The sequence below is a fragment of the Bacteroides sp. MSK.20.82 genome (assembly GCF_019052485.1).
Lineage (GTDB): Bacteria > Bacteroidota > Bacteroidia > Bacteroidales > Bacteroidaceae > Bacteroides > Bacteroides thetaiotaomicron.
Map to the genome: position 1 here is coordinate 49,744 of NZ_JAHQUN010000031.1, position 17,280 is coordinate 67,023.

The 17,280-nt window shown below is 44.5% G+C and carries 7 protein-coding genes and 1 pseudogene; 4 read left to right on the forward strand and 4 right to left on the reverse strand.

Annotation, left to right across the window (positions count from 1 at the left end; translation table 11 throughout):
- Positions 1–8 precede the first annotated feature (8 nt).
- The 4 genes from KTR07_RS19810 to KTR07_RS19825 all read right to left on the reverse strand — a co-directional run bounded on the left by KTR07_RS19810 (position 9) and on the right by KTR07_RS19825 (position 11,038).
- Entirely contained in the window at positions 9–1,997 is a 1,989-nt protein-coding gene (locus KTR07_RS19810) for a RagB/SusD family nutrient uptake outer membrane protein (protein WP_022470862.1), read from the reverse strand.
- Between the two features lie 17 nt (positions 1,998–2,014).
- Positions 2,015–5,140 carry a TonB-dependent receptor gene (locus KTR07_RS19815; RefSeq protein WP_022470863.1) on the reverse strand — a complete coding sequence of 1,042 codons (3,126 nt, stop codon included), beginning with the start codon at positions 5,138–5,140 and terminating at the stop codon, positions 2,015–2,017.
- Between the two features lie 23 nt (positions 5,141–5,163).
- The gene (locus KTR07_RS19820; protein ID WP_022470864.1) at positions 5,164–6,528 is read right to left on the reverse strand and encodes an IPT/TIG domain-containing protein; all 1,365 of its coding nucleotides are present in this window, start codon (positions 6,526–6,528) and stop codon (positions 5,164–5,166) included.
- A gap of 472 nt (positions 6,529–7,000) precedes the next feature.
- A complete protein-coding gene (locus KTR07_RS19825; RefSeq protein WP_117981089.1) occupies positions 7,001–11,038 on the reverse strand; it encodes a hybrid sensor histidine kinase/response regulator transcription factor in 4,038 nt (1,345 codons plus the stop codon).
- A 209-nt stretch (positions 11,039–11,247) separates the two neighbouring features.
- Here KTR07_RS19825 and KTR07_RS19830 point away from each other — a divergent pair, with 209 nt between their 5' ends.
- The 4 genes and pseudogenes from KTR07_RS19830 to KTR07_RS19845 all read left to right on the forward strand — a co-directional run.
- Positions 11,248–13,530 (forward strand): GH92 family glycosyl hydrolase, encoded by a 2,283-nt coding sequence (locus tag KTR07_RS19830; protein WP_048698575.1) that lies wholly within the window; start codon positions 11,248–11,250, stop codon positions 13,528–13,530.
- A 58-nt stretch (positions 13,531–13,588) separates the two neighbouring features.
- Positions 13,589–14,536: an endonuclease/exonuclease/phosphatase family protein gene (locus tag KTR07_RS19835; protein WP_008762720.1), complete on the forward strand. Its 948-nt coding sequence runs from the start codon at positions 13,589–13,591 to the stop codon at positions 14,534–14,536.
- Positions 14,537–14,570: 34 nt separating this feature from the next.
- A complete protein-coding gene (locus KTR07_RS19840; RefSeq protein WP_008762719.1) occupies positions 14,571–15,734 on the forward strand; it encodes a glycoside hydrolase family 76 protein in 1,164 nt (387 codons plus the stop codon).
- Positions 15,735–15,902: 168 nt separating this feature from the next.
- Positions 15,903–17,225: pseudogene (locus KTR07_RS19845) on the forward strand (glycoside hydrolase family 125 protein); the annotation flags it as partial.
- Positions 17,226–17,280 lie beyond the last annotated feature (55 nt).

Here is a 17,280-nt window from a genome sequence, read left to right on the forward strand (position 1 = left end):
ATTTAGTTTTACCATTCAGGATTCTGCGTCATATTCACGTTACGTTTCAGCTCGTAAGTCGGGAAAGGCCACAAATACATTTTCTGTTCAAACACTTTGTGTACCGAGGTGATGATAGTCTGTTTATAAAAATCAGCAATACGCGTTTCATCATCACTGATATTAATGTTACACCCCTGCAATAACTGGTTTTCTTCTGTCATAGCATCTTTCCAACGGCGTAAATCAAAGTAGCGCATACTATTCTCACCCAATAACTCTATCTGGCGTTCTCTTTTCAATTTCACACGGAAATCGTTCGGGTTATTATAAGTCTCCTCTGAATAGTCAGGTACTCCGGCACGCATACGGATACGTTTGATAGCATAACGCATTTCATCTACACTGCGCTGAATCTCTACATCAGCTCCGGTATAGGTAGTCAGATGGTAAACTTGTCCCGAAGTCAACTCATTCAACGCTTCGGCATAAATCAGAAGAATTTCACCATAACGAATGGTCATCTCTGTTTTATCAACCAGATATCCGCCTTCAGTCCGTGAATCTTCCGAATTATAAAACTTCTTTAAAGTAACTCCTGTCAGTGGACATTCTTCCTTAAATCCCTGTTTGCCATCGTTCAGACCACGATAATAGAATATCTGTTGATCGCGGAATTCAGATTCAGAAGCACTGGAAGCTTCCCAAACCGAACCATTATAAGCGATGGACGCATAGAAGCGTGGTTCACGATTATTGTACATCAAATTCACCTTAGCCGGCAGGAAAGGATTCGCCACAGCATACGCCTGTGTCGTGAAACCTTGTGTTACGTAATCACCGGTAGCTTCCGCCTCTGTGATAGAACGTCCGTCATTCATCGCATACGCATCGACCTGCTTCTGAGTAACAGCCAACCGATTGTTTCCTTTTAAAGTCTTTGGCGTAGATTGGTAAGCCCAGTCATTGATATGTCCTGTTCCAATTCTTGTCCGGGTAAATATAAGTTCCGGATTTTTCGATCCCAGAATCGTACCGTCAAAGTTGGACTTATAAGAAAGTAACGGGTCTACGTCCGCCCAACCTTCCGGATAGTTCTTATCCGAATAAAGTGCATTATGAGGAGGACGTTGTGAAGGCAGAACGGTCGCTTTCGGCGCTACAACATACAGTTCATACAGACCGGAAGCCTTAGCCAATTCAATCACATCCTTAGCAGCTGCCGCCGCTTTCGCCCACTTTGTTTCATCATAGGTCTGAGACACTAATTGATTACCATAGCAGTCTTTCACATTAAAGAAATCCGTATTTCCGTTGAAAAGCGGGCTGGCCGCATAAAGCAACACACGTGAACGAAGTCCTAATGCAGCTCCGCGAGTCGGACGTCCAAGATTGTTGACCGTTCTTTTAGTCGGTAGTGAACGGGCTGATTCAGCCAATTCCTGATCTATAAAATCAACCAGATTATCAAAATGCTCTCGTGGCAAGGAAAGTTCTTCATAAGAAAGATTCACATCCAGTCCTTCCAAAGGAATCAAAGGTACGGGACCATAGACGCGTATTAAAGCCCAGTAACAATAAGCACGCAAGAAACGTGCCTGTCCTTTCATATCGGCTATTTCATCCATCGTCAGTTCCGGACAGCGATCTACATTTACGATGAAAGTGGAAGCCTTTCGAATTCCCTCATAATATTTCCATAAACGTGATTCTCCCTTCCGCGCTTCTGCCTCGTCTCCAAGCTGATTATCAGCACTATAGTTTCCTTCCACATAATCCTTCATATCCGGATGGTAAAGGTCATCACTAGCCCAGCGAAATGGCTCTCTATATTCACCAATATAATCCATTACACTGTATGCACTCGACAACCATCCTTCCACATACACACGTTTGGAGAAAGCGGAGTCCAAAGATACCTGATCATAAAAGTATTTGTCCACATTGATATAATCGGTACATGACGAGAAGGACAATGTACCTATAGCCAGCAATATGGTATAAAGTATTCTTTTCATAATTCGTAGTTTTTGATTTAAAAGCTAAATTGAAGATAACAGGAGAAAGTTTTATTAATCGGATAGCTACTTCCCGATTCATTTGTACCTTCCGGATCCCACCAGTCAAACGGTGCCCAAGTAAACAAGTTCTGTCCGATAAATCCAAGACGCAGATTACTCACAAGGAACTTGCGTGTCCATACCTGAGGAAAGTCATAAGAAAGTTCCACATTTCTTAAGCGCAGATATTTTCTGTCCTTCAACCAGAATGTAGATGCCCGGTTGTTCATATTGTTGTTTCCATAAGTCAGGCGAGGCCAGTCGGCATTCGGATTTTCCGTAGCTTCCGTGCCCGAAATTTCCTTTGGAATCCAACGATTACCATCTACCATTACTTGCAGAATATTACCCGTACGACCGTCATGGAAAGCATGAGGTCCACTGCCGCCTACGAAAAAGTCACATTTACCGGTTCCTTGAAGAAGCATACTAAAGTTCCAGTTCTTCCAACTGGCGCTCAAGCCGATACCATACTGAAGTCCCGGCTGCTGACGATATCCCAAAGGTACCTCATCATCCGTTGTGATGACTCCGTCACCATTCACATCTTTATATTTAATATCTCCCGGAAGTATTGTTTTGTTAGCCAAAGATGCCTGAGAAGGACTTCTGTCAATGTCTTCCTGATCTTTAAACAAACCCAGGGCGATAAAACCACGGCTCTGATTCAATTGGAAACCTTTATTCATCTTGTACCATAATTCATTGGCGGCCTCATCCATATCCAAAATATCAGTTTTCTGATAAGTAAAATTACCACGTAGTTGCAGGCTCACCTGTCCAATCTGCTGGGTGAAAGCGATATTTCCATCCCATCCGACTGATTTCATCTTACCTACATTGGCCATAGGCGTTTGGTCGGCAAGACCGGTTGTCAGCGGCATTTGATTGCGTTGCATAAAGATATCATCCCGTTTATCAACAAAGTAATCTACTGTTCCGGTGACTTTCCCATTAAAGATACTGAAATCCACACCGATATCATACTTCTTGGCAACCTCCCAGGTCAAATTCGATGTTCCCAGTGTTTTAATACGATAACCTTGTACTTTGTTAGTACCAAATTCACCAAAAGTATACGATCCTCCATCATCCGTACTTACCAAAGATATATAAGGGAAGCGGCGTGTCTTATCATCGGTCAAGCTAGTTCTCAACTGGTCATTACCCACCTCACCATAAGAAGCTCTAATCTTAAACAGATCCAACCACGGCATCGCTTTCTTCACAAACGATTCTTCCGAAACTACCCATCCGGCAGATACGGCCGGGAAAAAGCCAAATTGCTTTCCATGTTCAAAATTCTCGGAACCTGTATAACCCCAGTTAAATTCTGCCATATACTTATCTTGGAAAGCATAAGTAAAACGTCCCGAATAAGCCAAGTTACGATGAGGAATAGATCCCATCAAATCACTCTCATCAAAATTGACGTCAGTAGTCTCTTGCTGATAGACCATAGCAAACACTCCAACGCGATGTTTCTGAGCGAACAATCGGCTATAATCCAAAGAAGCTTGCAAATAATAACGTTTATCACCTTCCACTATTTTCTTCTGAGACATTGCAGCAGCATTCTGTACTCTCTTCAACACCAGATTACCGTTTGCGTCACGAGAATATTCCGCAGACCACAACTCTTGCGCTTTAGAACGGCGGATAGTATTCTTATTATAGGTATCAAAAGCAAAGACTCCGGAAAATTTCAAGCCTTTCGTTATAAACGACAAGTCCTGATCCAAAGCAACGCTACTTTCTACTTTGCTTTCCCAAATAGTGCGATATCCGGTTTGAGTCATCTGATACTCAGGCGTAGTCATGCCATTAACAACCGGCCATTGACCTGTAGACCATTTACGCGGAGAAGACAGCGGAGTATAGTAAGCAAAGGATTTCCAAATATCATCCGCATCGCTCTGTGGAGAATTGCGGTTAACCAACCATCCGCCTACACTCACTTTCAATATCGTTGAACGGGTTAAGTTCATATCTACATTCGCACGATAGTTCCAACGTTCATACGTCGTATTTGTATTGTATTTATTTTCAGAACTGGAAGTACGGTAACGTCCGTCTTCACTGGTATACTGTCCCGATACGAAATAACGTACATTATCGCTACCACCGGAGAAATTAATATTGGCATAATAGCTGGGAGCTCCACTTTTCAGCATCAAGTCTCTCCAGTCTACATTCGGATAAAGATCAGAGTCCAGTCCATACCGGATAATATTCATCTCTTCACTTGTATACAGAGGGCTTTCATAACGTCCCTCCAAAGCCTCATTAGCCAAACTCGCCCAATCATAAGCATTTGCATATTCAGGAACCTTCACCGGAGTATTCCAGCTGAAACCGGTTTTCACATTAATCTTCACTTTCCCTTTTTCACCACGTTTGGTAGTAATCAGGACAACACCATTTGCACCACGTTGTCCGTAAATGGCAGTTGCCGACGCATCCTTCAACACGGAGAATGATTCAATATCTTCTACCGGAATCTCATTAAAGCTACGTTCTACCCCATCCACCAGTATTAAAGCTCCTGACTTGGCACCAAATGTACTCATACCACGGATCCAGAACTCTGACATATTTTCACCCGGTTCACCGCTGGTTTGCATCGCTATGATACCCGGTACAACACCTGCCAATGCATTCGAAAGATTAGCTCCCGGAGCATTCAACTGTTTGATATCAACATTGGTAATGGCACCGGTCAAGGTCTTTTTCTTCTGGATACCACTGGCAGTAATCACCACCTCATCAATCTTACGGTTATCTTCTACAATTTTCACTTTCAGATTATTCCGGTCTTTGATCGATAACACAGGAATTTCAACTGTCTGATAACCAATAAAAGTCACTTGAAGTACATCATAAGCTCCCACCTTTATGGTAAACTCTCCATCTAAGTTGGTAATTGTACCGACGCCCGGCTGATTTTTAGCAACAATCGACGCACCGGCAACAGGACCAAGATTATCTTCCACTACCCCCTTGATTACAAATTCCTGCTTGTTCTCCTGTGCCCATGCACTATCAGGCACGAGCAGCATTACCGTCAAGAGTAATACGATATATTTTTGAATATTATTCATGGATAATTCTTTTTATAGATTATTTATTCTACTGTCACACGACGAATAACATGGTTATCGCGGTCAGCCACATAGACCGAGTTGTCCGGATAAACCGTCACACATTCGGGCTGATTGAATTTTGCTTCTTCGGGCAAACCGTCACCAAATCCACTCTGCTCGGGTTGACCGGCGTACAGAGAAGCGGAACCTGCCGGTGTGATTTTACGAATAATGTGGTTATTACGTTCGGGAACAAACATATTTCCGTCTTCATCAAATGCCATCTGCTCCGGCTTATTCAGACGGACAGTCGCACCTGTACCATTGATATAGCCACTTTCATCCCATGCGCCGACAAAAAGAACCGGATTCCCAAAAGTGTGTGTAGCAGCATCATAAGGAACCTGATAGATACAATGGCGGTTACATACCGCTACATAAAGGATCGTACCTTCGGTATTGAAAGTCATACGGGTTTCAATTTCCGTTGCATTGTTAATTCGGAAGAGAGGGGTAAAGTCTTCGTAGCTCGGTCCGTCAAAACGATACACATAGCCAGTACCTTTATTACAGAAGAACACTTCCCCTGTTTTGGGATGTACTGCCAGTCCTGTAGTGCCGACTTTCTTCGCTCTGCAAAGTCCTCTTACATCCACGAATCCACCTTCGCGCGTTACATAAATAATATTGAAGTCAGTCTTGGTATTACTCTCATCCGTATAGGAATACTGAGAGATATAAAGAGTGTCCTGAGCCGGACTGAATGCCAGACAGGTAGGTGACTGAAACGGACCGCTGGAGCACTGCACCAAAGTTTCCACTTCACCATTACGTGCACGGCGCAAAGCACCATTCTGTGTCTGACCACGTCCTTCATCTATAAAGAATACCGAACCGTCTTTATCAGTCAGCAAGAACCAGGTTCTTTGCAGCTTGGAAGCAGCATAGCTGCCGTCCTCACGACCCTTCATACCATGTTGTCCCACCATCGTCGTCACATTACGCTTAAACTGATAACGGAATTTTGTCTCGGAAGCATACTCTTCTATATTTTCGTCTTTACCTATAAACAGACGAACATAACCTGTATCTGCACGTGCGGGAACGATGGCATAGATTACCTCATCGTCCATTCCTACAATAGCTGCTTCCTTGTTATTTACAGTGACCTTCACATAACTTGGATCGGAACCGAAATTTTTTCCACGGATGATTAACTGTGTTCCGATACCACCACTGTCGGGAGAGAAACTTTCGAAAACAGAGTGTTTACTCAAATCGGGAGGTAAGGCTTGATTTTGGCGTATCGGAGCCAAGTCATTGTTGCAACCCCAAAAGGCAGACATTCCTATTAATAAGGTAAGTCCGATTTCAAGCTTACGCTTCATAAATAAATTGGATTTCATAAGATATTAAATTTAATTCAAACAAAATGAAATAAAAGGTAAAAAGGAATCATTGCATACTTAAATAAATTAAGCGGAGGATCGTGTTGTTGATTCATAGTTTCATGAGATATTTAGTTAAACATATTATATATATTCCTGCTTCTTTATTGCATCAGCAAAATTAGCGTGTTTGCCAAAATTCTGAGTTTTCCTTCTTCGTGTTTTATGCCACACGGCAGGGATATTTACTATTTTGGCATGATTTGATAATATTCCGGTTTTCTTTAAAAGTTAAATTCCCCGCAATGAAGACTGAGATAAGATTCAGAATATCGATAACAGGAAAACGAACTTCTTATTTACTTTTTTGGCATAGACATTTACTCGCTTACAAACCTGCTATAGAGCATATTCTCTCAGTGTAATCAGACTCTTCACCTCCAGGGAAAACTCTCGTTATGCTATACAGACAGTCAATAGAAGGGACTGATTATTGTACTTCTTCCAAGTGTTTGGTCCGGAATTCTTTTGGCGTGCATCCGTACTTTTCACGGAATACCTTAAAGAAAGTGACCTTATTAGAGAATCCGGCTTCGAATACAATTTCATCAATCGTCTTTTTCGTTTTCAGCAGCAAATCTTTCGCTACATGCAAACGACACTCCTTAATCATAATCGTAGGGCTTTCTTCCCCCATCTCCTCCATTTTCCGGTAAAGGCTGCGAACGCTGATAGCCAAATGATCGGCTATGAAACGGGGAGTCAGTTCCTTCTCCTGAATATGGTCATTGATAATCTTCAGAACAGATTGCTGGAACTTTTTCGATTCCTTATGTGTCAGTTTACCATCTGTCTTTTCAAAAGAGCTGATTGCTGAACTGAAATAATCCTTCAGTACTTCCTTACGTTCCAACATCTGACAAACAGAGATACGGAGATATTCCGCATTAAACGGTTTGGTGATATACATCTCGGCTCCTGCAGAAAGTGCAGCCATCTGCTGTTCCATTTCATGCCGGCCGGAAACCATAATAATAGGTATATGTGCCGTTTCCTTCACCGACTTAATCCGTTTCGTCAATTCGATACCGCCAATTCCCGGCATCATGATATCGCAAATGATCACATTCGGATAAACTTCATTCAATACCTGCTCCACCCGTTCCGGCTCCTGCAGGGTGACCACATTAAAATCGTTAGAGAAGATTTCCCCGATGAACCACAACATTTCCAGTTCATCATCAATCACCAGCAATGTAGGCCGCATCTTGTCAAATTCATAGTGAGGAAGTTTCAGCACCAGTTGCGACTCTATTTTTGGAATGTATTCCGAAGTGATTCGTTTAGAAGACGATACGCCGGTAGTCACTTCCAGCGGAGGCAATGATAAAGTAAACAATACCCAGCCGTCAGGCGTATTTTCCACCTTCAGCGTACCATTCAGCAATTTCGCCATATTGTAGGAAATGGCAAGTCCCAGCCCATTACGGGAGAAGTTCTTTTCATCCTGGTTTTCAAAGCTATCCAGGATAGCATAACGGTTGAAAACATATTGAAAGTCTTCTTCTTTAATCGTACTTCCCTCATTGGCAACCCGGAGAACCAGCAGGTTTTCATCGTTGGTATCCACTTCTATTTTGATACTTTTCCCATCCGGAGTATACTTGAAGGCATTGGATATCAGATTGATAATAATAGTATTCAGAAAACCTTTGTCTGAGTTCCAGGAAACTTGCTCGGGTATCTTGCTCAGGAACGTGATATTCCGGGATTTAGCCATATCGACAAAGGTTTTTGCCGTATTTTTCATTAAGGAAGATACATTCAGGGCCTCGATCCTCACTTCCCGGTTTCCGGTTTCGATACGGCGGAATTCGATCAGTTCATGAATCAGGTTATTCAAACGTTCCGCGTTCGTCTGAATCATCTGAACATAATCGACTACGAATTTACTGAGTCCTTTTGATGAAAGGATACGTCCGCAAGGACCGTAGATAAGAGTCAACGGGGTACAGAACTCGTGAGCTATATTAGTGAAGAAACGAAGTTTCGACTCGAATACATTCTTTTGATGGCGTTTCTCTATTTCATTCAGCAGTTCCTGCTTTTTCCGTTTGGTGCGGAGAATAAACGAACGTACCAGCATGGCGGCTATCATAAGCAGACATAAAGAATAAATGAGATATGCCCACCAAGAGGCGTACCACGGGTCGCCGATCCGTATCAACAAAGAATAGACTTCACTTTCTTTATCGAATACACTATTGTAGTACTTCACCAATAACGTATATTCGCCGGGAGCCATGTTCGTGAAAGAGACAGAACTTTCTTTACCATTATTAATCCACTGGTCACTCAATCCTTTCAGTTTATAAGAATAGGTGCAGTTATTTCCGTTCAGATAATCGACAGAGGTGAATGAAACAGCAAAGAAGTTCTGATCGTATTTCAGATTCAGTACTTCATTCTCCTTTTTACGGGTGATAAACTCTCCAAGGTTGTATTGTTCTCCAAAGATAGAGAGTTTGTCAAAGTAGATGGGAGGCATATAAAGCTGTTCGGGACGTCCGTCTGCCTGAATAGCTACAAAGCCGTTGATTCCTCCAAAAAACAGTATACCCGTTTGCGGGTCTCTGTAGGAAGCTCCGTCACTAAATTCGACGACTTTAAGCCCGTCGCCAAAGCCGTAAGAGCGGAATACATTTCTTTTGGTATCAAAATTAATCAATCCCTGATTCGTACTCAGCCAGAAGTTATCGGACGAATGCCTCAGAATGGCATGAATAGTACTGTTCAGAAAACCGTCTTTCGCATTAAACAGTTGATAAGAGTTTTCTGAGGCATACTTGATGACTCCATAAGTAGTACCGATCAAATAATTGTCCGCATCATCTTTTATAATAGGTACTACCTTGTTCAAGTTCATATTCTCATACTTATGAGTGGTCAGCGGTTCCAATCCGTTGATCGTTTCATTGAAGCGGTATACCCCGTATCCCATATTGCCGAACAACAGGTTCAGACTGTCCCCCTTGCAGATCGTAAAGAAGTAATTAGAGCCGAATTCTCCGCCATTGACCACATATCGTTGTAACTTTTCAAGAACCGGATGATCCGGTGTACCTCCGATACGCGCTCTGACTACTCCCATCCCCACACTGGCCAGCCACAATTCCGAGTCCTCCGTTTCATAAATATCATGTATGTATTTGAATTCCTCATTATCAATCCAGAGAGGAAGTTTCTTGATACGGCGTTCACGATACGAATAAAAGTTCAGTCCTTCTTCATCACCGATCCATAGCAAGTTACGGTTACTTTCTCTGATACAGTAGACCGCATTACTGCCTAAACCACTGTTCGATGTTGTCAGTATCTCCGAGCGGCAGTCCGAGATATTCTTTTGTACCTCATAATCAAAAATTTTAAGTATTCCATTCCCTTTGGTACCGATCCAAAAAGTACGCTCCTTGTCAAGCAGCAAAGCACGCACGGGCCGTTCTATCTTTTCGGTATAGTTATTCAGTACCACCGATTTTATAGAATAAAGAGGATTTGAGTAAAGATAAACGCCCTGCCCATCCGTACCAATCCAGACAACATCCTGAAAGCGGTCTTTTATCAGGCTGAATGTTCCGCTATTTATAGGTAAGGTCTGAATCTGATATTCACCGCTGCCCTTTTGTTTTTCCAACGTCAGAACACCGTCCATCATTAAGCCGACAAAAAAGCTATCATGATATTTAACAATGGAGGAAATCTTGTCATGCGCCTGTATGTTCGCTCCCAGGTTAGCTATAAATTCATTCTTTTTACTCTCAATATGAAAGGCATAGAGATTGTATTCTTTATCCACATAGTAAACGGCGGCGTCATCGTAAAAGCTACAAATCAATGGCGTGTGATGATCCAAACCGCTTTTCTGCGATACTAAAGTGATATTCTCCGTCAGAGGGTCCTGTTGCAGGTCATAACACCGATTATACCCTTTCATCATCACCCACATACGGTTATTTTTATCAAAGAAGAAAGTAATGACATCCGATATCGGGATACCAGTCACATTGATTTTCTTAAAGATGCCTTCCTTCTTATGAAAATAATAGATGCAGTTGGTGTCTTTAATGATAAACAAGGTGCCATGATTATCCTTATTCATCAAGAAGAGTTTCTGAAACTCATTAAAGCGTGTAATGGAGTTCGTTTTACGGTCCAGACGAATCAGGCTATAATAGGTCTGGAACCAATAAGTATCGTTGCCGGTATAGATAATATTATCAATTTGATTGCCGGATAAGTAATCCTCCTTGTCACGGGTCTTAAACTCTTCGATCTCCTGACCGTCATAGATATTGAGTCCGTCACAAGTGCCGATCCACATCAGTCCTTTGTCGTCCTGGCACAGAGAAGTAATAGAGCTGTTGGACATATATTCTTTGTCAGCAACCTGCTTCAGATTATAGGCACCGGCTGTATTCATCAGCAGATTAAGGCAGCAGAAGAAAAGTAAAATACAATGTTTTTTCATGGCATAGAATCCTTAGATTTGCAATATGACAAAGGTAAACAAAAAAACTTTCCAGCACTTTTTTGGCGCAGAATATATGTAAGAATGCGTGCCAGTTTGGTTAATTATAGCGCCACAGGGCGATTTAGTGTTTCGACTTCCGGTAGCGGCATTCCTTTTCTCTCTATTTTCGTCACAGAAACTAATTTTATTCATAAATTCATTTGTTCATGAAAACACATTTTTCATTTAAACACCTGTTATTTATTGGAGGTGCGGTGTTGTACAGCATGCAAATTTCTGCCGTCAAGAATCCGGTAGACTATGTCAGCACGCTGGTAGGAACGCAGTCCAAGTTTGAGTTATCGACCGGAAATACCTATCCGGCTACGGCACTGCCGTGGGGAATGAACTTCTGGACACCGCAAACCGGTAAAATGGGCGACGGTTGGGCATATACCTACGATGCCGACAAAATCCGGGGCTTCAAACAAACACATCAACCCAGCCCGTGGATGAACGACTACGGTCAGTTTTCCATCATGCCGATCACAGGCGGACTGGTATTCGACCAGGACCAACGTGCCAGCTGGTTCTCGCACAAGGCGGAGGTTGCCAAACCTTATTATTATAAGGTATATCTCGCAGACCACGACGTTACTACGGAACTCGTTCCGACGGAGCGTGCCGTTATGTTCCGTTTCACGTATCCGGAAACCAAGAACGCTTATGTCGTTATCGACGCATTCGACAAAGGCTCTTATGTGAAGGTGATTCCGGAAGAAAACAAGATCATCGGTTATTCTACCAAGAACAGCGGCGGAGTGCCGGAGAACTTCAAGAATTATTTCGTCATCCAGTTCGACAAACCGTTTACCTTTACTTCCGGCGTGAAAGAGAACAACATTCTCCCGAACGAAACAGAAGTTCAGGGCAACCATACCGGAGCGATCATCGGATTCGCTACCCAGAAAGGGGAGATCGTTCACGCACGTGTCGCTTCTTCTTTTATCAGTTATGAGCAGGCGGAACTGAATCTCAAAGAACTGGGCAAGGATAGTTTCGACCAGCTGGTCACTAAAGGAAAAGACATCTGGAACCGTGAAATGAGCAAAGTAGATGTGGAAGACGATAATATCGACAATCTGCGCACTTTCTATTCCTGCCTCTATCGTTCGATGCTGTTCCCACGCAGTTTTTATGAAATAGACGCCAAAGGACAGGTCGTACACTACAGCCCTTACAACGGAAAAGTGCTGCCGGGGTATATGTTTACGGATACCGGCTTCTGGGATACGTTCCGCTGTCTGTTCCCATTCCTGAACCTGATGTATCCGTCCATGAATCAGAAGATGCAGGAAGGACTGGTCAATGCGTACCTTGAAAGCGGATTCCTTCCGGAATGGGCAAGTCCCGGACACCGTGACTGTATGGTCGGCAACAACTCTGCTTCCGTAGTAGCCGACGCTTATATCAAAGGACTGCGCGGATATGACATCGAAACACTTTGGGAAGCATTGAAACATGACGCAAACGCCCATCTCCGCGGCACAGCTTCGGGCCGCCTTGCATACGACGCCTACAACAAACTGGGTTATGTCCCCAACAATATCGGTATAGGACAGAATGTTGCACGCACGCTGGAATATGCGTACAACGACTGGACCATCTACACGCTAGGCAAGAAACTGGGCAAACCGGCAAGCGAAATCGACATCTTCAAACAACGTGCACTGAACTACAAGAACGTCTACCACCCGGAACGCAAACTGATGGTAGGCAAAGACGACAAAGGTGTGTTCAACCCCAAATTTGATGCAGTAGACTGGAGCGGCGAGTTCTGCGAAGGCAACAGCTGGCACTGGAGTTTCTGCGTATTCCATGATCCGCAAGGGCTGATAGACCTGATGGGAGGCAAGAAAGAGTTCAACAACATGATGGATTCCGTCTTTGTCATTCCGGGCAAACAGGGTATGGAAAGCCGTGGCATGATCCACGAAATGCGTGAAATGCAGGTAATGAACATGGGACAGTACGCTCACGGCAACCAGCCTATCCAGCACATGGTTTATCTTTACAACTATTCGGGAGAACCTTGGAAGGCCCAGCATTGGGTTCGTGAAATCATGGACAAGCTCTACACGGCAGGCCCCGACGGATATTGCGGTGACGAAGACAACGGTCAGACTTCTGCCTGGTATGTCTTCTCGGCTTTAGGATTCTACCCCGTTTGTCCGGGAACAGATCAGTACATTCTGGGAACTCCCCTTTTCAAGTCAGCCAAGCTGCATCTGGAAAATGGAAAAACCGTCACAATAAAAGCGAACAACAATAACACCGACAACCGTTATGTGAAGGATATGAAGGTAAATGGCAAGGCATTCACCCGCAATTATCTGACGCACGACCAATTACTAAAGGGAGCGAATATCCAGTATCAGATGAGTCCTACGCCGAACAAACAGCGGGGAACGACTGAAAAAGATATTCCCTATTCCCTTTCATTTGAATAAAATGTCGTACTTTTGAATGCTTTAATGAATGATCTAATCCAAACAAACTAAAGAAAACATGAAACTAAGAAACCTTTTATTTATCGTTCTTGCAGCGATAGTCTTCTGCAACTGTCAGAGCTATCAGCCTACTTCGCTCACCGTTGCCTCCTACAACCTGAGAAATGCCAACGGTTCCGACTCCGCCCGTGGAGACGGCTGGGGACAGCGTTATCCGGTGATTGCCCAGATCGTGCAATACCACGACTTCGATATTTTCGGCACACAGGAATGCTTCCTTCACCAACTGAAAGACATGAAAGAAGCCCTTCCCGGTTATGATTATATCGGCGTAGGCCGCGACGACGGTAAAGACAAAGGCGAACACTCCGCTATCTTCTACCGCACCGACAAATTCGACATCGTAGAAAAAGGAGATTTCTGGCTGTCGGAAACTCCGGACGTGCCGAGCAAAGGCTGGGATGCCGTATTGCCCCGTATTTGCAGCTGGGGTCACTTCAAATGCAAAGATACCGGCTTCGAGTTTCTGTTCTTCAATCTCCACATGGACCACATCGGCAAGAAAGCCCGTGTGGAGAGCGCTTTCCTCGTACAGGAAAAGATGAAAGAGCTGGGAAGAGGCAAGAATCTGCCGGCTATCCTGACGGGAGACTTCAACGTCGACCAGACCCACCAGTCCTACGACGCATTTGTCAGCAAAGGCGTCCTCTGCGATTCTTACGAGAAGTGCGACTACCGATATGCGCTCAACGGAACTTTCAACAACTTCGATCCGAACAGTTTTACCGAAAGCCGCATCGACCATATCTTCGTTTCACCTTCTTTCCACGTCAAGAGATACGGTGTGCTGACAGATACCTATCGGAGTGTACGGGAAAACAGTAAAAAGGAGGACGTGAGAGATTGTCCGGAAGAGATCACCATTAAGGCTTATGAAGCACGTACGCCATCCGACCATTTCCCTGTAAAAGTAGAACTGGTGTTTGACCAACGTCAGCAAAAATAACCCCGAATACTTCATTAAATAATCTGATACCCATATGAGAAATATATGTTTTGTAGCCTGTATGTTGTTTTGCCTCGCTTCCGCTTCCGGAAAAACGGTGAAAAATCATCCTTTCGTGTCCATTGCCGACTCTATCCTCGACAATGTTCTGAATTTATATCAGACGGAAGACGGGCTGCTTACCGAAACATATCCCGTGAATCCCGACCAGAAAATCACTTATCTGGCGGGCGGAGCACAGCAGAACGGAACCTTGAAGGCCTCCTTTCTGTGGCCCTACTCAGGGATGATGTCCGGTTGCGTAGCCATGTACCAGGCTACCGGAGACAAGAAGTACAAGACGATACTGGAAAAGCGCATCCTGCCGGGACTGGAACAGTACTGGGACGGAGAACGCCTTCCGGCATGCTATCAGTCGTACCCTGTCAAATACGGTCAGCATGGACGCTACTACGATGACAACATCTGGATCGCACTGGATTACTGCGACTACTACCGCCTCACAAAGAAGGCCGACTATCTGAAAAAGGCCATTGCCCTGTACGAATACATCTACAGCGGCTGGAGTGACGAACTGGGCGGAGGAATCTTCTGGTGCGAACAGCAGAAAGAAGCGAAGCACACCTGCTCCAATGCCCCGTCAACAGTACTCGGCGTCAAGCTATACCGTCTGACGAAGGACAAAAAGTATCTGGACAAGGCCAAGGAAACTTACGCATGGACCAGAAAACACTTGTGTGATCCCGACGACTTCCTTTACTGGGACAATATCAACCTGAAAGGGAAAGTCTCGAAAGACAAGTACGCCTACAACAGTGGACAAATGATTCAGGCAGGTGTATTACTGTACGAAGAGACAGGAGACAAGGATTACTTGCGCGATGCCCAGAAGACAGCCGCGGGAACCGATGCCTTTTTCCGTTCGAAAGCAGATAAGAAAGACCCGTCAGTCAAGGTACACAAGGATATGTCGTGGTTTAACGTGATTCTGTTCAGAGGCTTCAAGGCGCTGGAGAAGATTGACCACAACCCGACTTATGTCCGTGCGATGGCAGAGAACGCGCTCCACGCATGGAGAAACTATCGGGATGCCAACGGATTACTGGGCAGAGACTGGTCAGGACATAACGAGGAACCTTATAAATGGCTGCTCGATAATGCCTGCCTGATCGAGCTGTTCGCTGAAATCGAGAAATAAAACATTGATTATTAACCCTTACATGAATTAAAGAAAACAATTACCATGAATATAACCAAAACACTTTGCCTCTGCGCAGCACTTTCGGGCGCTGCCGGCGTGCAAGCAATGGAAAACCGCGAATTTGTGACCCAGCAAGACAATACCCGGGTCAATAATTACCAGACCAACCGTCCCGAAGCCTCCAAGCGCTTATTCGTATCGCAGGAAGTGGAACGACAGATTGACCACATCAAGCAACTACTGACCAATGCGAAACTGGCATGGATGTTCGAGAACTGTTTTCCGAACACACTGGACACTACCGTTCACTTCGACGGAAAAGAGGACACTTTTGTATACACCGGAGACATCCACGCCATGTGGCTCCGCGACTCCGGTGCGCAGGTATGGCCCTATGTGCAGCTTGCCAATAAAGACCCCGAACTGAAAAAGATGCTGGCAGGAGTCATCAACCGCCAGTTTAAATGTATCAATATCGACCCGTACGCCAACGCCTTCAACATGAACTCCGAAGGAGGCGAATGGATGAGCGACCTGACGGACATGAAACCGGAACTTCACGAACGCAAATGGGAAATCGACTCTCTCTGCTACCCGATCCGTCTGGCATACCATTACTGGAAAACAACGGGTGATGCCAGCGTATTCTCCGACGAATGGCTGCAGGCCATCGCAAATGTGCTGAAGACGTTCAAGGAACAGCAGCGTAAGGACGACGCGAAAGGCCCGTACAGATTCCAGCGTAAGACCGAACGCGCACTCGACACCATGACCAATGACGGCTGGGGCAATCCGGTGAAACCTGTCGGACTGATTGCTTCCGCTTTCCGCCCTTCGGATGACGCTACAACTTTCCAGTTCCTCGTTCCTTCCAACTTCTTTGCCGTCACTTCCTTGCGCAAAGCTGCCGAAATTCTGAACACCGTGAACAAGAAGCCGGCGCTGGCCAAAGAATGTACCGCACTGGCGGATGAAGTAGAAAAAGCATTAAAGAAATATGCTGTCTGCAACCATCCGAAATACGGTAAGATTTATGCTTTCGAGGTAGATGGCTTCGGCAATCAGCTACTGATGGACGACGCCAACGTGCCGAGTCTCATCGCTTTGCCTTATCTGGGTGACGTCAAAGTGACTGATCCGATTTATCAGAATACCCGCAAGTTTGTATGGAGCGAAGACAATCCTTACTTCTTCAAAGGCAGTGCCGGGGAAGGTATCGGAGGTCCGCATATCGGATATGACATGATATGGCCCATGAGTATCATGATGAAAGCCTTCACCAGCCAGAATGACGCAGAAATCAAAACTTGCATCAAAATGCTGATGGATACGGATGCAGGCACCGGCTTCATGCACGAATCATTCAACAAAAACGACCCGAAAAACTTTACCCGTGCATGGTTTGCATGGCAGAATACGTTGTTCGGAGAGCTGATCCTCAAACTGGTCAATGAAGGCAAAGTGGACTTATTGAACAGCATTCAGTAGTGTCTTACCCTGGATTTGGTTGACTACTATAAGTATCAACTAAAATGAATAAAAG